General features: G+C 65.9%; 17 protein-coding genes. 7 read left to right on the top strand and 10 right to left on the bottom strand.

The features are described 5' to 3' along the window. Positions 1-1,206 precede the first annotated feature (1,206 nt). From ABD017_RS16170 to xylF, 3 genes are read right to left on the bottom strand one after another with little or no spacing between them, the layout of a single operon-like run. Positions 1,207-2,400, bottom strand: a complete 1,194-nt coding sequence (locus tag ABD017_RS16170; RefSeq protein ID WP_343883839.1) for a sugar ABC transporter permease — start codon at positions 2,398-2,400, stop codon at positions 1,207-1,209. Further along, a complete protein-coding gene (locus ABD017_RS16165; protein ID WP_343883838.1) occupies positions 2,397-3,971 on the bottom strand; it encodes a xylose ABC transporter ATP-binding protein in 1,575 nt (524 codons plus the stop codon). Before ABD017_RS16165 ends, ABD017_RS16170 begins: the two co-directional genes overlap by 4 nt. Then, the gene (gene xylF, locus ABD017_RS16160) at positions 3,961-4,977 is read right to left on the bottom strand and encodes a D-xylose ABC transporter substrate-binding protein (protein ID WP_343883837.1); all 1,017 of its coding nucleotides are present in this window, start codon (positions 4,975-4,977) and stop codon (positions 3,961-3,963) included. Before xylF ends, ABD017_RS16165 begins: the two co-directional genes overlap by 11 nt. A 618-nt stretch (positions 4,978-5,595) precedes the next feature. Here xylF and ABD017_RS16155 point away from each other — a divergent pair. Then, positions 5,596-6,786: a XylR family transcriptional regulator gene (locus tag ABD017_RS16155; protein WP_343883836.1), complete on the top strand. Its 1,191-nt coding sequence runs from the start codon at positions 5,596-5,598 to the stop codon at positions 6,784-6,786. 97 nt (positions 6,787-6,883) lie between these two features. On the opposite strand, the gene tkt is transcribed toward ABD017_RS16155, so the two are convergent. After that, on the bottom strand, positions 6,884-8,893 hold the full coding sequence (gene tkt / locus ABD017_RS16150) for a transketolase (protein WP_343883835.1): 2,010 nt from the start codon (positions 8,891-8,893) through the stop codon (positions 6,884-6,886). 251 nt (positions 8,894-9,144) lie between these two features. Here tkt and ABD017_RS16145 point away from each other — a divergent pair, with 251 nt between their 5' ends. The 3 genes from ABD017_RS16145 to ABD017_RS16135 all read left to right on the top strand — a co-directional run bounded on the left by ABD017_RS16145 (position 9,145) and on the right by ABD017_RS16135 (position 11,325). Next, positions 9,145-9,789: an outer membrane protein gene (locus ABD017_RS16145; RefSeq protein ID WP_343883834.1), complete on the top strand. Its 645-nt coding sequence runs from the start codon at positions 9,145-9,147 to the stop codon at positions 9,787-9,789. Positions 9,790-9,996: 207 nt separating this feature from the next. Beyond that, positions 9,997-10,593, top strand: coding sequence for a porin family protein (locus tag ABD017_RS16140; protein ID WP_343883833.1), 597 nt, complete (start codon positions 9,997-9,999; stop codon positions 10,591-10,593). Positions 10,594-10,737: 144 nt separating this feature from the next. Further along, positions 10,738-11,325, top strand: a complete 588-nt coding sequence (locus ABD017_RS16135; protein ID WP_343883832.1) for a porin family protein — start codon at positions 10,738-10,740, stop codon at positions 11,323-11,325. Between the two features lie 109 nt (positions 11,326-11,434). Here the strand turns inward: ABD017_RS16135 and ABD017_RS16130 are convergent, their stop codons facing one another. The 4 genes from ABD017_RS16130 to ABD017_RS16115 all read right to left on the bottom strand — a co-directional run bounded on the left by ABD017_RS16130 (position 11,435) and on the right by ABD017_RS16115 (position 15,489). Further along, on the bottom strand, positions 11,435-12,439 hold the full coding sequence (locus tag ABD017_RS16130; RefSeq protein ID WP_343883831.1) for a class I fructose-bisphosphate aldolase: 1,005 nt from the start codon (positions 12,437-12,439) through the stop codon (positions 11,435-11,437). A gap of 145 nt (positions 12,440-12,584) precedes the next feature. Next, a complete protein-coding gene (locus ABD017_RS16125; RefSeq protein ID WP_343883830.1) occupies positions 12,585-13,037 on the bottom strand; it encodes an energy transducer TonB in 453 nt (150 codons plus the stop codon). 103 nt (positions 13,038-13,140) lie between these two features. Beyond that, positions 13,141-14,613, bottom strand: coding sequence for a pyruvate kinase (pyk, locus tag ABD017_RS16120; RefSeq protein ID WP_343883828.1), 1,473 nt, complete (start codon positions 14,611-14,613; stop codon positions 13,141-13,143). A 33-nt stretch (positions 14,614-14,646) separates the two neighbouring features. Then, positions 14,647-15,489, bottom strand: a complete 843-nt coding sequence (locus ABD017_RS16115; protein WP_343883827.1) for a S1/P1 nuclease — start codon at positions 15,487-15,489, stop codon at positions 14,647-14,649. 146 nt (positions 15,490-15,635) lie between these two features. Here ABD017_RS16115 and gap point away from each other — a divergent pair, with 146 nt between their 5' ends. Further along, a complete protein-coding gene (gap, locus tag ABD017_RS16110; RefSeq protein WP_343883826.1) occupies positions 15,636-16,637 on the top strand; it encodes a type I glyceraldehyde-3-phosphate dehydrogenase in 1,002 nt (333 codons plus the stop codon). A gap of 133 nt (positions 16,638-16,770) precedes the next feature. Here the strand turns inward: gap and fdxA are convergent, their stop codons facing one another. Beyond that, entirely contained in the window at positions 16,771-17,106 is a 336-nt protein-coding gene (gene fdxA / locus ABD017_RS16105) for a ferredoxin FdxA (RefSeq protein ID WP_343883865.1), read from the bottom strand. A 140-nt stretch (positions 17,107-17,246) separates the two neighbouring features. Between fdxA and azu the strand changes: the two genes are divergently transcribed. Together azu and ABD017_RS16095 are read left to right on the top strand one after the other, a co-directional pair. Then, entirely contained in the window at positions 17,247-17,693 is a 447-nt protein-coding gene (azu, locus tag ABD017_RS16100) for an azurin (protein ID WP_343883825.1), read from the top strand. A gap of 74 nt (positions 17,694-17,767) precedes the next feature. Next, positions 17,768-18,175 (top strand): group III truncated hemoglobin, encoded by a 408-nt coding sequence (locus ABD017_RS16095; protein ID WP_343883824.1) that lies wholly within the window; start codon positions 17,768-17,770, stop codon positions 18,173-18,175. A 148-nt stretch (positions 18,176-18,323) separates the two neighbouring features. Here the strand turns inward: ABD017_RS16095 and tpx are convergent, their stop codons facing one another. Then, complete coding sequence (tpx, locus tag ABD017_RS16090) at positions 18,324-18,824, bottom strand: thiol peroxidase (protein ID WP_343883823.1); 501 nt, start codon at positions 18,822-18,824, stop codon at positions 18,324-18,326. Between the last annotated feature and the right edge of the window lie 7 nt (positions 18,825-18,831).

Below are 18,831 nucleotides of genomic sequence, written 5' to 3'. Positions count from 1 at the left end.
GAATGCCTGTCTATTTATCATACAAATAGGCCGCACCCGCTCCGCCGCCCCGCTTTCGGCAAAATTCGTTATGCGGGTTGGGTGATTTGATAAAGACCGGGGGTTTCGCGGCCCGTCGTGCAGCGGGTGCCGACGGGCGGGCCTACTGCAAAAGACCGGGGTCGCGATCAATGAAGATGTTCGGCAACGCAGGCCTCAGAGCAGCGCTCACCTGCAGGAGCGCACCTGTCCATGAGGGACTTCATTCGGTCGTGCGCGATGCTCTTGCTGTTTGTAGGAGCGACTTCAGTCGCGACGCTCTTTTGGTCGAGCTGGAGCAGAAGCACGATCAAGAGCTTTCGATCGCCTTCGGCGCTCGAGTTACTTTCTCTTTGCGTGGCCAAAGAGAAAGTAACCAAAGAGAAAGGCCACCCCGCTTGGCGCTTGCCGGGCTTCCTGCCCGGCAAGTCCGTGAGTCGGGGCCGGGCTTTTCGAGCGGGCTCCTGCCCGCGCGAAAAGGCGTTGCCATCCCTGGCAACGCCCGCTGCGCGGCCTGTCGACCCCAACTCACCGCCGCACAGGGGCCCCGGGTAGAGCGACGGGCCATCCTGGCCCGTACTCGGGATGGAGCGAAAGCAAAGGCAAATTCAAAAGCAGGAGCAAGAGCGAAAGCAGGAGCAGAGCCGCCAACCCCAACCGTTCGCCCTGAGCGTAGGCCGAAGGCCGAAGTCGAAGGGCTCCCGCCAACCGCACCCTTCGACTTCGCCGCTGCGCGGCTACGCTCAGGGCGATCGGAGGTAAGAGGAAGCACCGAAAACCACACGCCACGACGCTCTCGCCGCGGCAACGCCGCGGCGTACCGAGTCCGCGCCACGATGGCGCGGCGCTCTTCCCGGGGCCCCTCTGCAGCGGCGGGCGGGCGGAGGATCAGCCCGCAGGGTGGCTTGCATGGATGCAAGCCAGTTTGGCGTCAGGGCAGGATGCCCTGTCGACAAACCCCGCAGCCCGCGCGCGTACCTCGCAGGCAGGATGCCTGCGAGGCGCGGAAGCGGGGTGGCCTTCTCTTTTGGTTACTTTTCTCTTGGCCACGCAAGAGAAAAGTAACTCGAGCGCCGTAGGCGATCGAAAGCTCTTGCTCTAAATCCAACATCAAAACCAAAAAGCGTCGCGACTGAAGTCGCTCCTACAAACTGCAAGAGCTCGCGCACAGGGTGCGCTCCTACGGGGTCAGCGACGGGCGCCGCTGGAGACCACGTCGGCCCAGACGGCCAGCACCAGGATCAGGCCCTTCACGATCATCTGCCAGTACGCGTCCACGTCGATCATCGACATGCCGTTGTCCAGGCTGGCCATCACCAGCACGCCGACCAGCGCGCCGTGGACCGTGCCCACGCCGCCGCGCATCGAGGCGCCGCCGATGAAGCAGGCGGCGATGGCGTCGAGTTCGCCGTTGATGCCGGCCGATGGCGAGCCCGCGGCCAGGCGGGCGGTGTTGACCAGGCCGGCGAAGGCGCACATCACGCCCATCAGCGCGAACACCGCCAGGCGCACGCGATCGACGTTGATGCCGGACAAACGCGTGGCCTCGATGTTGCTGCCGATCGCGTAGATGTGCCGCCCGAACACCGTCTGCGTGGCAATGAACGAGAACACCGCCAGCAGGCCCAGCAGCAGCAGTACCGGCACCGGGATGCCGCCGTAATCGTTGAGCACGTGCACGAACACGAACAGCGCCACGGCGGCGGCGACCAGTTTGGCCGCATCCATCCAGACCGGGTTGACCTTCAGATCCAGCCGCTGGCGCGCATTGCGCCGGCTCCAGGTGATGTAAGCCAGCAAGGCGAGGATCAGCACCGCCAGCACGTTGCCGGTGGCCGGCGACACGTAGCCCTGGCCAATCACCACGAACGCGTCGGACGAGGGCGCGATGGTGGAGCCGCCGGTGGCACCCAGCAGCGCGCCGCGATACGCCAGCATGCCGCCCAAGCCCACGATGAACGATGGCACCCTCAGCCACGTCACCCACAGGCCGTTGAACGTGCCGACCAGGGCGCCCAGCAGCAGCACCAGCAGGATCGTCACCGGCAACGGCAGGTGCTGGCTGATGTCCAGGATGGCGGCCACGCCGCCGAGCAGGCCCAGCAGCGACCCCACCGAGAGGTCGATCTCGCCGGCGATGATGATGAACACCATGCCCAGCGCCAGCATGCCGGTGATCGACATCTGCCGGAACAGGTTGGAGATGTTGCGCGAGGTGAGGAAGGCGCCGTTGGTGGCATACGAGAAGTACGCCCAGATCAGCGCCACGGCCACCAGCAGGGCCACGATCTTGTATTGCGAAAAGAACTGCCGGATGCGGGTGGATCCGGGCATCCGGTTCTTCTCGCCGGGTGCGGGGGAAACGTTCACGGAAGCATTCATGCGTTATCGATCCTGTGCGGCAATTCCAGCGCGGCGGCCAGCAGGTCTTCCTGGCGCAGCCCATCGTTGATGAAGTCGCCACGGATGCGGCCATCGGCCATCACCAGCACCCGGTCGCTGAGACCGAGCACCTCGGGCATTTCGGAGCTGACCACGATGATCGCCATGCCGCGCGATGCCAGGTCGAAGATCAGCCGGTAGATTTCCTGCTTGGCGCCCACGTCGACGCCGCGGGTGGGCTCGTCGAGGATCAGCACCTTGGGGTCGGGCATCAGCATGCGGGTCAGCACCGCCTTTTGCTGGTTGCCGCCGGAAAGGCTGGCGATCGGCAGCATCGGGCTGCTGGCGCGCACGTTGAGGCGTTTCATCTCGTGATGGAACGCATGCGCCTCGCGGTTGCCGTCGATCACGCCGCCGCGCGCGTAATGGTCGAGCACGCTCAGGGTGATGTTCGGCCCCACGCCCATCAACGGCACGATGCCGTCGCGCTTGCGATCCTCCGGCACCATGCACAGGCCGGCGGCCACCGCCGCCTGCGGGCTGCGGATGTGCACCGGCTTGCCCTCGATGCGCAGCTCCGCACTCCAGGTGCCCGGATAGGCGCCGTAGATCGCCGACACCAGCTCGGTGCGGCCGGCACCGATCAGGCCGGCGATACCCAGAATCTCGCCCTTGCGCACTTGCAGCGACACATTGTCGACGCGCTTGCGCTTGGGGTTCATCACGTCCAGGCAGGTGACGTTCGTTGCCTCAAGCACCACCTCGCCGATGGTGTGTGGCTTGCGCTCGAACATCTGGCCCAGTTCGCGGCCCACCATCATGGTGACGATCTGCGCGGTGTCCAGCTCGGCCATCGACCGCGTGCCGATATGTTTGCCATCGCGGATCACGGTGATGCGGTCGCACACCTCGGCCACCTCGTCGAGCTTGTGCGAGATGTACACGCAGGCCACGCCGCGGCGCTTGAGGTCGGCCACGATCGACAGCAGGGTGCGCGTTTCGGTGGCGGTGAGCGAGGACGAGGGCTCGTCGAAGATGATCAGCCGCGCCTGCTTGCTGAGCGCCTTGGCGATCTCGATCAGCTGCTGATGCCCGCTGCCGTAGTGCAGCACCTGCTGCGCCACATTGATGCCTTCGATGCCCAGCTCGCGCAGCAGCGCTTCGGCGCGCTGGTGCATGGCCGGGTAATCCATCAGGCCGCCGAAGCGGCGGATCTCGCGGCCGAGAAAGATGTTCTCGGTGACGCTGAGCTCCGGCACCAGCATCAGCTCCTGGTGGATGATGGCAATGCCGGCGCGCTCGCTGTCGGCCACGGAGTGCGCCTGCAGCGGCACGCCATCGACTAGGATCTCGCCCTCGTAACTGCCGTGCGGATACACGCCCGACAGCACCTTCATCAAGGTGGACTTGCCGGCGCCGTTCTCGCCGCACAGGCCCAGGCATTCGCCGGCGCGCACCTGCAGGTCGACGCCGTCGACAGCGGCGAAGCTGCCGAACGTCTTGCGGATGCCGCGCATGTCCAGCAGGCAATCGCCGTATTCCCCGGCGCGGGCGGCGGCCTCAGTTGCCATAGACCTGCGCATGGGTATAGAAGCCGTCGGTGATCACCTTGTCGACGTTGTCGCGGGTCAGCGCCACCGGCTGCAGCAGGATGCTGTCGACCGATTTCTCGCCGTTGTCGTAGTGCGCGTTGAACGCAGGCTTCTCGCCACGGGCCAGGTCCACCGCCAGTTTCGCCGCCTGGCTGGCCAGCTGGTCGAGCGGCTTGTAGACGGTCATGGTCTGGGTGCCTTCGACCACGCGCTTGACGCCGGCCAGGTCGGCGTCCTGCCCGGACACGGCCACCTTGCCGGCGAGGCGCTGCGCGGCCAGCGCCTGCACGGCACCACCGGCGATGGCGTCGTTGGAGGCCACGATGGCGTCGATGTTGTTGGCGTTGGCGGTGAGCGCGTCCTCGACGATGCCCAGCGCGCGAGTCGGGTTCCAGTCCGGCACCCACTGGTCGCCCACGACCTTGATGTCGCCCTTGTCGATCAGCGGCTGCAGCACCTGCATCTGGCCCTGGCGCAGGATCTTGGCGTTGTTGTCGGTGGGCGCGCCGCCGAGCAGGAAGTAGTTGCCCTTGGGCTTGACGTTGACCACGCCCTGCGCCTGCATCTCACCGACCTTGAGGTTGTCGAAGGAGATGTACGCATCGACGTCGGCATTGAGGATCAGCCGGTCGTACGAGACGACCTTGACGTGGTTGCGGTGCGCCTCGCGGATCACGTTGCCCAGCACCTTGGAGTTCTGCGGCACGATCACCAGCACGTCAACGCCGCGCGAGATCATGTTCTCGATCTGCGCCACCTGGCGCTCCTCGCTGCCATTGGCCGACTGCACCAGCACCTTGGCGCCCAGCTTGGTGGCGGCGGCGTCGAAGAAGTCGCGATCGCGCGCCCAGCGCTCCAGGCGCATGTCGTCGATGCTGAAGCCGATCAGCGTAGGCTTCTTGCTGCCCTGCGTGCAGCTGCTGGCAAGGCCCGCCAGGCCCAGGCACAGCAGCACCCCCAGCGCCCGTAAAGTCGTCAGTTTCATGCTTGCTCCGTCACTCGCGTTGTTCGAGGATTTCATGGATACCCCAGCCCTTCGGCCGTATGGATGTCGCGGACAACGGCACGCCGCCGCCCATGGTAGGAGTTCGGGCTTCACGCCAACAACCGCACCGGCGGCGCCCTGCCCTGACGGCCGCCACCGGGTTTGGCCGTCCATGCCCGTCGCGGCTGCGTCCCGGCACGGTCATCGGAATTCCCGGGCAACGCGATCCGCGCTGGCCGCGGCCCCCCTCGCCAGTGAGGTCCCTCCCGCCGATGGTAGCGCTATCAGTGGTCTTTCGCGTACCCCCTGCGATCGAGCCGCTTCGCTCCCGCCCTTCCGGCCGGCGCAAGCGCCGACGAAGCTTCCCCCGCATCGGCCGTCGCTGCAGCATAGACCGTTTGCCTGATCCGACGGCAGGCCCAGGACCGTCGATGGTGCCGGTAACGCCGCGTGGCCCGCAATGACGAAATCGCGCAGACGGGCGACATTTCTTCGTGTGCGTCCACCGCAATGCACCACGCCCAACCGTTGCGCTCGTGCTAGCCTCGGGAAATCCGGCTGCGCCGCGCGCGGTGCGCCAGGCCTGGACCACAACGGGATGGTCCCCAAGGTGAAGCAATGAGCCACCCACACGGCGTCCATCGCATCGCGTTGCTGTTCAACGCGAACAAGGCATTCGACCGCCAGGTCATCGCCGGCATCGGCAACTACCTGGCGTCCACCCGGGTCAGCTGGGACCTGTTCATGCAGGAGGATTTCCATTGCCGGGTGAGCGACCTGATCGAGTGGTGCGGCGACGGCATCATCACCGCCGTCGACGATCCGGTCTACGCGGCGCTGCATCAGGTGGACGTGCCGGTGGTCGCCGTCGGCGGCTCCTATAGCGATGCCTCGCGCTACCCGAAGGGCGTGCCGTACATCGCCACCGACAACGCGGCACTGGTGCGACTGGCTTACGACCACCTGATCGAGCAAGGGCTGCAGAACTTCGCGTTCTATTCCCTGCCGCTGGCCCCCGATATCCCCGGCTGGGCCGAGGAGCGCGAACGGCTTTTCGACACGATGCTCAGGCGCGACGGCATCGAGGGTTTCGTCTATCACGGGCATGCCACCACCGCCGCCGGCTGGAGCGACGCCACCGAGGCGCTGATGAACTGGCTGCAATCCCTGCCCAAGCCGATCGGCGTGCTGGCGGTGACCGACGCGCGCGCTCGCCAGTTGCTGCAGGCCTGCATGATGGCGGACATCCCGGTGCCCGACGAAGTGGCCATTGTGGGCATCGACAACGATCCGCTGACACGGATGCTCAGCCGCATTCCGCTCACTTCCGTGCAACAGGGCACCGAGGAAATGGGGCGCACCGCCGCGCACGTGTTGCACCGCATGCTGCACGGCGCCGACTGCAGCGACACCCGCGTGCTGGTGCCGCCGGAAAGCCTGCACGTGGCGGCGTCCAGCATGTACCAGTCCGTGTGCAGCCCGTACGTGATGCGGGCGCGCCATTACATCCGCCAGTACGGCTGCCTCGGCATCCGTACCGACCAGGTGGCCGATTACGTGGGGGTGTCGCGCTCGCTGCTGGAGGAGCACTTCCGGCGCACGCTGAAGCGCAGCGTCCACCAGGAAATCCTGCGGCACAAGCTGGAGGTCGCCCAGGATCTGCTGCGGCAGGGCGAAGCGTCGATGGCCGACATCGCCGTGCGCTGCGGCTTCACCTCGGTGCAATACCTCTACACCGTGTTCCGCCGCGAGCTGGGCTGCACGCCCAGGGCGTTCCAGGAACAGCAGCTGGCCGACGCCCGCACGTAGCCACGTTTTCCTGTAGGAGCGCACCCTGTGCGCGATAGCTCGTCGTCAGTGACGGAAAGCATCGCGCACAGGGTGCGCTCCTACAGGCGCATCCGCTTTATTTCACCACGCGCCTGGCCGCCTCGACCACGTGCGCCACGGTGATGCCGAAGTGCTCGAACAACTGCGGTGCCGGCGCCGAGGCACCGAAGGTGTTCATGCCGATGGCCTCGCCGTCGAAGCCGACGTATTTGGCCCAGAAGTCGGTGCTGGCCGCTTCCACCGCGACGCGGGCACGGCACCAGCCCGGCAGCACGCCTTCGCGGTACTCCAGCGGCTGCTCGTCGAATACGTCCGTGCACGGCATCGACACCACGCGCGCGGCAATGCCCTGCTGGGCCAGCACGCGCGAGGCTTCCATCGCCAGCTCCACCTCGGAGCCGGTGCCGATCAGGATCACCTGGAATTTCGCATCCGCCGGATCGGACAGCACGTAGCCGCCGCGGGTGATGTCGGACAACTGCTGCGCATCGCGCTGCTGGTGTTTCAGGTTCTGGCGCGAGAACACCAGGCACGACGGCGCGCCGCGGCGTTCGATCGCGGCCTTCCACGACACCGCCGACTCCACCGCGTCGCAGGGACGCCACACGTGGTTGTTCGGGATCAGCCGCAGGCTGGCCATGTGTTCCACCGGCTGGTGGGTGGGGCCGTCCTCGCCCAGGCCGATCGAATCGTGGGTGTAGACGTGGATCGCGTGCGCCGGGATCAGCGCGCTCATGCGCACCGCGTTGCGGGCGTAGTCGGAGAACACCATGAAGGTGGCATCGTACGGAATGAAGCCTCCATGCAGGGCCAGGCCGTTGGCGATGGCGGTCATGCCGAATTCGCGCACGCCGTAATAGACGTAGTTGCCCTTGCCGTCGGCGCTGTTGCCATTGCCGGCGTCAAGGCTGCCCTTCCACTTGGTGAGGTTGGAGGCGGCCAGGTCGGCCGAGCCACCCAGCAGTTCGGGCAGCAGCGGGCCGTAGGCATCCAGCGTCATCTGCGAGGCCTTGCGCGACGCCACTTCCGGCCCCTCCGCCTGCAGCTTCTCGATGAACGCCTGCGATTTCGCGGCCCAATCCTGCGGCAGCTCGCCGGCCAGGCGGCGCTTCAACTCGGCCGCCAGCTCCGGGTGCGCCGCGGCGTAGGCGGCGAACGCCTCGTCCCAGCTGCGCTCGCGGGCGGCGCCCTTGTCGCGCTGGTTCCAGCCGGCATAGATCTCGGCCGGAATCTCGAACGGCGCATGGTTCCACTGCAACTGCACGCGCGCGGCGGCGATCTCGTCCTTGCCCAGCGCGGCGCCGTGGCTCTCTTCCTTGCCCTGCTTGTTGGGTGCGCCGAAACCGATGATGGTCTTGGCGCAGATGAGGGTGGGACGCTCGCTTTGCGCGGTGGCCTGCGCCAGCGCCTTCTTCACCGCCTCGGCGTCATGGCCGTCGACGTCGCGGATCACGTTCCAGCCATAGGCTTCGAAGCGGGCCGGCGTGTCGTCGGTGAACCAGCCTTCGACCTCGCCGTCGATGGAGATGCCGTTGTCGTCGTACACCGCCACCAGCTTGCCCAGCTGCCAGGTGCCGGCCAGCGAGGCGACTTCGTGCGAGATGCCTTCCATCAGGCAGCCGTCGCCCAGGAACACGTAGGTGTGGTGATCGACGATGGCATGACCGGGACGGTTGAAGCGCGCCGCCAGGATCTTCTCCGCCAGCGCAAAGCCCACCGCGTTGGCCAGGCCCTGGCCCAGCGGACCGGTGGTGGTCTCGGCGCCCGGCGTGTGGCCGTATTCGGGATGGCCGGCGGTCTTCGAATGCAGCTGGCGGAAGTGCTTCAGCTCGTCGATCGGCAGGTCGTAGCCGGACAGGTGCAGCAGCGCATACTGCAGCATCGAGCCGTGGCCGTTGGACAGCACGAAACGATCGCGGTTGAACCAGCCCGGGTTGCCCGGATTGAACTTGAGGAAATCGTTCCACAGCACCTCGGCGATGTCGGCCATGCCCATCGGCATGCCCGGATGGCCCGATTTCGCCGCCTCGACGGCATCCATGGCCAGGGCACGCACGGCATTGGCAAGTTCACGACGGGTGGGCATCAGCTTCTCTCCGGGGCGGGCAAAGTCCCATTATCGCCGATTCAGCTTGTCACTGTCGCGCATTTTGGGAGGCCATGCATTTGGACGGCTGAAAGGCCAAACATTAATTCGGCCTTAATTTTTGATCAGCACATATCGGCACGCTTCAGGCTCGGCCCTGTTCAATGCACCCGCCCTCGAATTCCGGGGGTCGTCACCGGGCTTTCCCCGACCCGGCGATGCATGCATTGGTTATACGCAGGAGTTCCCTCATGAAAAAAACACTACTGGCCCTGGCGATCACCTCCGCGTCTCTTTGCGCCCTGCCCGCCCTGGCGCAGGACGACACCCTCTCCAACAGCGCGCCGACATCGGCGAGCGGCAACTACCAGCCGAACCAGGCCGTCGGCAGCGGCAACTGGTTCATCGGCGCCAACGTCGGCCAGGCCCACGTGGCGCAAGGTCCGTACAACGATCATCCGACCACCTACGCACTGACCGGCGGCTATCGCTGGAAGGTCGGCCCCGACGTCGGCCTGGGCGTCGATATCGGCTACAACGATCTGGGCAATTTCCGCCTGAAGAACGCCTTCAACAGCGACGAGGTCAACCTCACCGACCGGCGCAATGCGTTGCGCGGCTGGACCGCCGGCGTGAACGGTCGCATCAACGTGTGGCAGGGCCTGTATGTCAGCGGCCGCGCCGGCGTGTACGGCTGGAGGGGCCACGGCTACAGCAACCAGGACGTCAACCGTCACTCCCTGGACAAGGTCGATTACTACGCCGGCGCCGGCGTGGGCTACGACTTCAACGACAACTTCAGCCTGGGCCTGGCGTACGACTACTACCACGCCAGGAAGCACGGCATCAGCCTGAGCTCGGACACGGCCACCGTATCGGCCGAATACCGGTTCTGACCGACGACGACCGCAAGAGGCGCGGCCTGAGCCGCCGGGCCTCTTGCGCCGCGGCTTAACCCGGACTTAATACTGAACTTGCCGGTATTGAATCTTCGGATCGCAGCGCCATCTAAGGGCTCAGGTGTCGTCGCCCCACCCGGGGCACGCACCCGCAGCGGCCATCCCCCAACGGGCCGCCTGCCACAAAAAAAACTGGAGATATCCATGAAGAACAAGAGTCTGCTTGCCCTCGCACTTGCCACCGCCGGCCTGGTTGCCGTCCCCGCGGCCTTCGCGCAGAGCGCGCCCACCCAGAACGGCGGCTGGTTCGTCAACGGCAATGTCGGCCGCACCTCGATCGACCACGGTCCCTACGACGACAACGACACCGGCTACGCCATCAACGGTGGTTATCGCTGGGCCTTGAACCCGTCGGTCGCGCTGGGCGCCGAGGTCGGCTACAACGACCTGGGCAACATCGACGCGAAGAACGTCTTCAATGACGATCCGGTGGTGGAACGCGGCAAGTCGCAGCTGCATGGCTGGACGGCGGGCGTGAACGGTCATTTCAACGTCACCCCGAACTGGTACGTCAGCGCCCGCACTGGCATCTACGGCTGGAAGGGCCACGGCCTGAGCAACAACGAGAACCCGATCCGCAAGGGTCTGGATGACACCAGCTGGTACGCCGGCGCCGGCGTGGGCTACGACTTCAGCAACAACGTCAGCCTGGGCCTGAACTACGACTACTACGACGCCAAGAAGGATCGCGTCGACCTGAGCACGGACATGGTCTCGGTCAGCGCGGAATTCCGCTTCTGATCCAGCCAGCACGCGTTCGAGCGACATGAGGAAGGGCGCCGGAGGGCGCCCTTCTTTTTGGATGCGTTTTCGCGAGCCGCTACAATCGCATCGCCGCAGAAGCGGCTCATCGGAACGACTGGACCATCAGGAGGGTCCATCCCCATGCAAAAGAACCTGCTTGCTTTCTCCATCGCCGCCAGCACGATGGCCTTCGTCGCGACCGCCCACGCGGAACAGCCCAACGGCTGGTTCGTCAACGGCAACGTCGGCAGCTCGCACTACAGCGCCGAGGTCGACGATTTCGGCTCGGGTACCGAAACCGGCACGGCGTTCATCGTCAACGCCGGCTATCGCGATCAGCGCATCCTCGGCTTCGAGGCTGGCTACACCAACCTGGGCAGCATCAGCGAAAGCGATGATTTCGGCGACCGCGTGAAGCTGTCCGGCGACGGCTGGACGCTGGGCCTCAACGGCCATTTCAACCCCACCAGCCACTGGTACATCTCCGCCCGTGGCGGCGCCTTCCTGTGGAAGCTGCACGCCAAGGCACGCATCGCCTATGACGACGGCAGCGCCGAGACGTTCCGCGCCAGCGAGCAGTCGCTGGGCTGGTACGCCGGCGTGGGCACCGGCTACGACATCAACCGCCACTGGAGCGTTGGCGGCAACTTCGACTACTACAAGATCGACAAGGACGTGTACGAAGTGGGCACGCGGATCTTCTCGGTCAGCGCCGAGTACCGCTTCTGAGCGGTGCAGCCAGACCCGCACGCGTCTGGCCTGCTGCGAGAGCCAACGAAAAAGGGCACCCTGCGGTGCCCTTTTTCGTGGAGGCATAGACCGAGGCGTGCGCCAGGGCTCAGCCGTTCCAGCGGCCCAGTGCAGCCAGGCCGTTGTCGTGGGCGCGGGCGTGGACGATCTTCTGCGCGGCGGCCTTGTTCGCCTGCGGATCTTTCGCCCACAGCTTCAATGCGGCCTGCTGCATGGCGCGCCCATACGAGAACGACAGCGGCCACGGGTGCGGGCCGATATGGTTGATCGCGTTGAGGTGGCTGGTGGCCTGCGCGTCGCTCTGGCCGCCGGACAGGAACACGATGCCCGGCAACGACGCCGGCACGCACGATTTCAGCACCCGCACGGTGGCCTCGGCCACTTCCTCGGCATCCACCTGCTCCTCGCTGTCCTTGCCCGGGATGACCATGCTGATCTTCAGGATGGTGCCTTCCAGCATCACGTTCTGCTCGTACAGCGCGTTGAACAGGCTGCGCAGCACGGCCTCGTGCACCTCGTAGCTGACGTCGATCGAGTGGTCGCCGTCCATCAGCACTTCGGGCTCCACCATCGGCACCAGCCCGGCCTCCTGGCACAGCGCGGCGTAGCGTGCCAGTGCGTGGCAGTTCGCCTCGATCGCGGTGGAGCTGGGGTTGTCCTCGGAAATGCTGATCACCGCCCGCCACTTGGCGAACTGCGCACCCAGCTTGGCGTATTCCCGCAGCCGCTCGCGCAGCCCGTCCAGGCCTTCGGTGACCATGTCGCCCGGGAAACCGGCCAGCGGGACCGTGCCCTTGTCCACCTTGATGCCGGGAATGATGCCGGCCTTCTTCATGACGGTGGTGAACGGCACGCCATCCTTCGTCGACTGGCGGATCGTTTCGTCGTACAGGATCGCGCCGGAAATATGCTCGCCAAGACCGGGCGTGGTCAGCAGCATTTCGCGATACGCGCGCCGGGTTTCCTCGGTGCTCTCGACGCCGACGGCGGCCAGGCGCTTGCCGATCGTCTTGGTCGACTCATCGATGGCGATGATGCCCTTGCCGGGCGCGACCATGGCCAGGGCGATGCTTTCGAGATCTTCAATACTCATGGCGACTCCGTGGAACGCGGCGGCGACAGACCGCACGAGGGACGATGCCGCACCAACATGCGCGCCGGTACGGTTCAGAGCTCGCCATTATAGGCCAGATGCGCGCACGGGAACCCGGTGGCCCCGCCCGGCGGACAGCCTGCGCTCAGTGCGGGCTGTCGTATCCCGGCAGCTTGCAGGCGTCGATCACCTGCTGCCGCGCCGCTTTGTCCTCGGGCGCGTTGAACGGCACGATGTAGTAGGTGGCCACCGGCTCGGCGTTGCGGTTGGTCAGCGACGGCCCGTAGCGGAAGCTGGATACCGCGTTGACGGCCATCGGGCCCAGGTCGCTCTTGGGCACCAGCTTGACCAGCTCCACATCCATGGGCACGCCGTCCGAACCGACCATGTAGGTCACCGCGGCGCAACCGGGCTTGTCGAGGTTCAGGCCGCTGTTGGGCGCATCCAGCTTGATCTGCGTGTTGAGCAGGATCCAGTAGCGGTAGAGGTTCTGCGGATCGAGCTTGCGCACCTGCGCCTGCGCCAGCAACGGCAGGGCGACCAGCGCCATCAACACGGACAGCACGATGGTTGACGAGGGACGGAACGACGATTTCATGACAGCCTCCGGGAGATGCAAGCGCCTGCCCCGCAGTGTAGCGGCGGGCACGTGTAGAAATCGCACTGGCCCTCGAGAATGCCCTGATCCGTTCAGAGCATCCTCAAAGATCGCGCAGACTTTCCACCATGCCGCCGGTGCCGACCGCCAGCAGTTTGAGCGTGTTGGTGCCGCCGCCGCGACCGACGTGGTCGCCGTGGGTGACCACCACGCGGTCACCCTCGTTGAGCTTGCCCTGGTCGAACAGCAACTGCACCGCGGAGCGGGCGGAGGCCGCCAGGCTCTGGTCGGCATGGTTGAATGCCACGGGTTTGACGTCGCGCAACACCAGCATGCGCCGGCGCGCGTCGGCGAAGGGAGACAGCGCATAGATCGGCACCGAGGTGCGGTAGCGCGACAGCCACTGCGCGGTGGCGCCCGACTCGGTCAGCGCGATGATCGCGCGCACGCCCAGCTCCTTGGCCACCAGCATCGCCGCCAGCGCGATCGCCTGATCGGTGCGATCGAGCCGATGGCCGGCGGTGGTGAGGTCATCCTTGGGTTCGAACTGGCGCTCGGCGCCCAGGCAGATGCGCACCATCGCCGCCACGGCCTTGTCCGGATGCGCGCCGGCGGCGGTTTCCTGCGAAAGCATCACCGCGTCGGTGCCGTCGATCACGGCGTTGGCCACGTCCAGCACTTCGGCGCGGGTGGGGATCGGCGCATAGACCATCGACTGCAGCATCTGCGTGGCGGTGATCACCGAGCGGTTGCGCTGCACCGACTCGCGGATGATCTTCTTCTGCAGGCCCGGCAGTTCGGCATCGCCGATCTCCACGCCAAGGTCGCCGCGCGCCACCATCACCACGTCGGACGCGTCGATGATCTCGCCCAGCACCGGGATCGCATCGGCACGCTCGATCTTGGCCACCAGCGAGGCGTTGCCGCCCGCTTCCTGCAGCAGACGACGCGCCTGGTGCATGTCGTCGGCGGAGCGCACGAACGAGACGGCCAGGAAATCGGCGCCGATCTCGGCGGCCAGCTTGATGTCGGCCTTGTCCTTGTCCGACAGCGCTGTCACCGAAAGCCCGCCACCCTGGCGATTGAGGCCCTTGCGATCGGACAGGCGCCCGCCGATCAGCACCCGGCAGCGCACTTCGGCGCCCGCCACTTCCGTTACCGTCAGCGCCAGCAGGCCGTCGTCCAGCAACAGCACGTCGCCGGCATGCACGTCGTTGGGAAGGCCGTAGTAGCTGACGCCGACGCGCTGGTCGTTGCCCGCCGGTGCATCGGGACGGCAATCCAGTACGAAGGGTGCGCCGTTGACCAGTTCGATCGGACCGTTGGCGAACTTCTCGATGCGGATCTTGGGGCCCTGCAGGTCGGCCAGGATGCCGACCTCGCGACCGGCGCTCGTGGCGGCGGCGCGTACCGCGGCGGCGCGGGCGCGATGGTCGTCGGGCTGGCCATGGGAGAGATTGAGTCGGACCACGTCCACGCCATCGGCGATGATCTGTTCGAGCATGCCGGGGGCATCGGTGGCGGGGCCGAGCGTGGCGACGATTCGGGTGCGGCGGGATTGGGGTTCGGTAGTCATCAATTCAGATTACCAGAACTCTCCGCCCCCATATCAATGCCTGTGCGCATGTTGCGTGACGACGTCGCCCAACTGGCTGTTCAGGACCTCGGCCAGGCGCGCTCCCGCCTCGCGCAAGCGCCGCTCGGCGAGCGGCAGGCTCCTGTCCACATAGGCCAAACCGATCCGCCGTCTGGACGGATAGAAGTCCATTGCCGCCGTCAGCCGGCACGACTCCTCGGCCCATTGGGCGTACGGATCGTCCAGCGGCGCAATCGCCTGCGGCAAGGCCACCGGCGGTCGCGCGTCGAGCCAATTGGCATACGCCTGCCAGCGCAGATGGCTCGTGCCAAGCAGGCCCGAATCCCACACCTTGTGCAGGTTGCTGCCCTTGCCCTCGAACTGCACCTGGTACTGGTTGCCGCCGCGGTCCGGCCGGTAGCCGGCGTGCAGCGGCTGGTGCACGTCGCCCACCAGATGCACCACGAACTTCAGCGCCTCGCGACGCACCGTATCGGGTTGCGAACGATCACCCAGCACCCGCACCTCGCGCGCCAGCGCGGCGACCACGCACTCGCCCCCGGGGCAATCGCGCAGCGCCACGTAGCGGCAGCGGTCGCTGGAAAAATTGATGTAGTGCCAGCGGCTGGTGCGCTTCCACAACGCCTGCCGGGCGGAATCGTTGCGGATCTGATCGGGCCAGTTGGCCACGTCGGCCAGACGCGTGGTGTGCCCCGGCGCCAGCAGCCGTTCCACCTCCCTTTCGGCCGCGGGAGTCAGCCGGCGTTGCGCCAGTTCGGCCACCACGCTGTGGCCCAGTGGTCCCCATGCCCGGGCGGATGGTGCAACCAGGAGCGTGGCCGAGGCCAGCATGAGTGGCAGTCTTGCAAGCAACATCGCGGGCACTCGCACAAAGACGGAAGTCTGCCACAGCGCGAATCGGGCCCCCGGGAAAAGCACTTTCATTGTAAGATTCGAGGGCTGAAACACCGGCGCCGTACCCCGCGGCAGCCATCCATCTTCGCAACGGAGGACGCTCTCTCATGACCATCAGGGTCGGCATCAACGGCTTCGGCCGCATCGGTCGCAACGTGCTGCGTGCAGCCGTGCAGAACTTCGGCAACGACATCGAGATCGTGGCAATCAACGACCTGCTCGAGCCCAATTACCTCGCCTACATGTTGAGCTACGACTCCGTGCACGGCCGGTTCAAGGGCGAAGCGAAGATCGAGAACGGCCATCTGGTGGTCAACGGCAAGACGATCCGGCTGAGCCAGGAGCGCGACCCGGCCAACCTGAAATGGAACGAGGTGAACGCCGACGTGGTGATCGAATCCACCGGCCTGTTCCTGACCAAGGAAACCGCGCAGAAGCACCTCGACGCGGGCGCGAAGAAGGTGATCCTGTCCGCGCCGTCGAAGGACGACACGCCGATGTTCGTCTATGGCGTCAACGACAAGACCTACAAGGGCGAAGCGATCATCTCCAACGCCAGCTGCACCACCAACTGCCTGGCGCCCATCGCCAAGGTGATCAACGACAAGTGGGGCATCAAGCGCGGCCTGATGACCACCGTGCACGCCGCCACCGCCACCCAGAAGACGGTCGACGGACCCAGCAACAAGGACTGGCGCGGCGGCCGCAGCATCCTGGAGAACATCATTCCGTCGTCCACCGGCGCGGCCAAGGCGGTGGGCGTGGTGATCCCGGAGCTCAACAAGAAGCTCACCGGCATGAGCTTCCGCGTGCCCACCGCCGACGTGTCGGTGGTCGACCTCACGGTGGAACTGGTCAAGGACGCGACCTACGCCGAGATCTGCGCCGAAATGAAGGCACAGAGCGAAGGCGCGCTGAAGGGCGTGCTCGGCTACACCGAGGACAAGGTCGTGGCCACCGACTTCCGCGGCGAAACCTGCACCTCGGTGTTCGATGCCGACGCCGGCATCGCCCTGGACAGCACCTTCGTCAAGCTGGTCAGCTGGTACGACAACGAGTGGGGCTACTCGAACAAGTGCCTGGAGATGGTGCGGGTCGTGGCAGGCTGAGGCTTTCGCGCTTCGCAAAAAGCCGGGCATTGCCCGGCTTTTTTTTGAAGCGCTGGAAGTGAGTGAAGAGGAGTGAGAAGTGGGAGAGGAGCCGGCGTTCGTCGCCGCCTTCTCACTCCTCACTCCTCTTCACTCACTCCTCCAGACTCCGCTTCAGCAGCGGCAACTTGTTCGGCACGCCGTCCCACTTGGCGGCGTCTTCCATCGCGGCGATCTTGCTGGTCAGTACCGGCCACTCGCGCGCCAGCTCCGCATTGATGGCCAGAAAACCTTCCTGCCCGGCTGGCACGTCCAGTTCGGGGAAGATCGCGCCCACCGGGCATTCCTCGACGCACAAGGTGCAGTCGATGCATTCGTCCGGATCGATCACCAGAAAATTCGGGCCGGCATGGAAACAATCGACCGGGCACACCTCCACGCAGTCGGTGTGCTTGCAGTTGATGCAATTTTCGGTGACCACATGCGTCATCAGCTTTACCTCGTCTGGCATCGACAGTGTCGCGTACGGCTTGCCGCACGGCGATGATCCAAGTCAGTGCCGACGCCTGCGCGGCGGGGGCACAATCGGCCTGCAGTTTATCCATGTCCCCTCTGCCGGAGTAATTCCCCATGCGCAAGTTGATCGCAATTGCCCTGCTCGGCCTGTTGTCCACCCCGCTGATGGCCGCCGAATGCGCCACCACCGTCGAAGCCAACGACGCCATGCAGTTCAACGTCAAAACCATCACCGTGCCGAAGACCTGCAAGACGTTCGCGGTGACCCTCAAGCACACCGGCAAGCTGCCCGTCGCCGCGATGGGCCACAACTGGGTGCTGTCGCACAGCGCCGACGAGGCCGGCGTGATCGCCGACGGCATGAAGGCCGGCGCGGCCAACAGCTACGAGAAGCCCGGTGATGCCCGCATCATTGCCCACACCAAGCTGATCGGCGGCGGTCAGTCCGACACCGCCACCATCAATGTGGCCAAGCTCAAGGCCGGTGAGCAGTACGCCTATTTCTGCACCTTCCCCGGCCACGCCGCGCTGATGAAGGGTACGCTCAGCCTGGGCAAGTAAGCTCGACGCCAACAGCAAGCCACCCTCCGGGCGCGCGGTTCGCCGTGCGCCCTTCATTCCAAGTCACGAACCGAATGAACCCACCTGCCGCACTGGACGAAGCCCTACTCGCCACGCTGGTCGACCATTTCTACGAGAAGGTAAGACGCGACCCGGACATCGGCCCGATATTCAACGCCGCCGTGCATGACTGGGACGAGCACAAGCGCCTGCTGACCTCGTTCTGGGCGTCGGTGGCGTTGCGCGCGGGCAGTTATCGCGGCAACCCGATGGCCGCGCACCGGCCACACCCGATCCAGGCCAGGCACTTCGACCGCTGGCTCGAACTGTGGCGGGAAACCTGCGGCGAGGAACTCGACGAGGCAAACGCCGCGCAGATGCTCGACTACGCCCAGCGCATCGGGCGCAGCCTGAAGTTCGGCCTGGGTTTGCATCCGGAAGGGCGCGCCTTCGGCGTGCCGGTGGTGGGCGTGGGCCGCTGAGCGCGGCCGTCCCGAAGATATGGCCGCGATTGCAGGGGCGACTTCAGTCGCGATGCTTCTTCTTTCGAGGCCCGCTCTTTTGGGAGCCGACAAACAAGAGCATCGCGACTGAGTCGCTCCTAGAGTTGCTCGCGCTAGTGGGCGTCGATCACGCCAAGGCAGCGAGCGCGGCGTCGTAGTTCGGCTCGTTGCCGATCTCGCCGACCAGCTCGGCATGCAGCACCTTGTCGTGCTCGTCCAGTACCACCACCGCACGCGCGGCCAGGCCGGCCAACGGACCTTCGGCGATCGCCACGCCGTAGTCGTCGAGGAACTGGCGCCCGCGCATCAGCGACAGGTTGACCACCTTGTCCAGGCCTTCGGCGCCGCAGAAACGCGCCTGCGCGAACGGCAGGTCGGCCGAGATGCACAGCACCACGGCGTTGTCGAGCTTGCTGGCCGATTCGTTGAAGTGGCGCACCGAGGCGGCGCAGGTCGGCGTATCGACACTGGGGAAGATGTTGAGCACCTTGCGCTTGCCGGCGAATTTCGCCAGCGTGGTGTCGGCAAGATCGGCCGCGACCAGGCTGAACGCCGGCGCCGCCGACCCCACCGCGGGAAACTGGCCATCGACGCGGATCGGATTGCCATGGAAGGTGACGTTGGACATGCTGCAA

Source organism: Rhodanobacter caeni, assembly GCF_039523575.1.
Lineage (GTDB): Bacteria > Pseudomonadota > Gammaproteobacteria > Xanthomonadales > Rhodanobacteraceae > Rhodanobacter > Rhodanobacter caeni.
The sequence above is the reverse complement of the archived record's forward strand: the minus strand, read 5'-3'. Positions and strand labels throughout refer to the sequence as shown.

Bases quoted from the DNA above. Each gene is read 5' to 3' on its own strand.
- ABD017_RS16170 (WP_343883839.1), bottom strand. From the start codon at position 2,400: ATGAATGCTTCCGTGAACGTTTCCCCCGCACCCGGCGAGAAGAACCGG.
- ABD017_RS16165 (WP_343883838.1), bottom strand. From the start codon at position 3,971: ATGGCAACTGAGGCCGCCGCCCGCGCCGGGGAATACGGCGATTGCCTG.
- xylF (WP_343883837.1), bottom strand. From the start codon at position 4,977: ATGAAACTGACGACTTTACGGGCGCTGGGGGTGCTGCTGTGCCTGGGC.
- ABD017_RS16155 (WP_343883836.1), top strand. From the start codon at position 5,596: ATGAGCCACCCACACGGCGTCCATCGCATCGCGTTGCTGTTCAACGCG.
- tkt (WP_343883835.1), bottom strand. From the start codon at position 8,893: ATGCCCACCCGTCGTGAACTTGCCAATGCCGTGCGTGCCCTGGCCATG.
- ABD017_RS16145 (WP_343883834.1), top strand. From the start codon at position 9,145: ATGAAAAAAACACTACTGGCCCTGGCGATCACCTCCGCGTCTCTTTGC.
- ABD017_RS16140 (WP_343883833.1), top strand. From the start codon at position 9,997: ATGAAGAACAAGAGTCTGCTTGCCCTCGCACTTGCCACCGCCGGCCTG.
- ABD017_RS16135 (WP_343883832.1), top strand. From the start codon at position 10,738: ATGCAAAAGAACCTGCTTGCTTTCTCCATCGCCGCCAGCACGATGGCC.
- ABD017_RS16130 (WP_343883831.1), bottom strand. From the start codon at position 12,439: ATGAGTATTGAAGATCTCGAAAGCATCGCCCTGGCCATGGTCGCGCCC.
- ABD017_RS16125 (WP_343883830.1), bottom strand. From the start codon at position 13,037: ATGAAATCGTCGTTCCGTCCCTCGTCAACCATCGTGCTGTCCGTGTTG.
- pyk (WP_343883828.1), bottom strand. From the start codon at position 14,613: ATGACTACCGAACCCCAATCCCGCCGCACCCGAATCGTCGCCACGCTC.
- ABD017_RS16115 (WP_343883827.1), bottom strand. From the start codon at position 15,489: ATGTTGCTTGCAAGACTGCCACTCATGCTGGCCTCGGCCACGCTCCTG.
- gap (WP_343883826.1), top strand. From the start codon at position 15,636: ATGACCATCAGGGTCGGCATCAACGGCTTCGGCCGCATCGGTCGCAAC.
- fdxA (WP_343883865.1), bottom strand. From the start codon at position 17,106: ATGACGCATGTGGTCACCGAAAATTGCATCAACTGCAAGCACACCGAC.
- azu (WP_343883825.1), top strand. From the start codon at position 17,247: ATGCGCAAGTTGATCGCAATTGCCCTGCTCGGCCTGTTGTCCACCCCG.
- ABD017_RS16095 (WP_343883824.1), top strand. From the start codon at position 17,768: ATGAACCCACCTGCCGCACTGGACGAAGCCCTACTCGCCACGCTGGTC.
- tpx (WP_343883823.1), bottom strand. From the start codon at position 18,824: ATGTCCAACGTCACCTTCCATGGCAATCCGATCCGCGTCGATGGCCAG.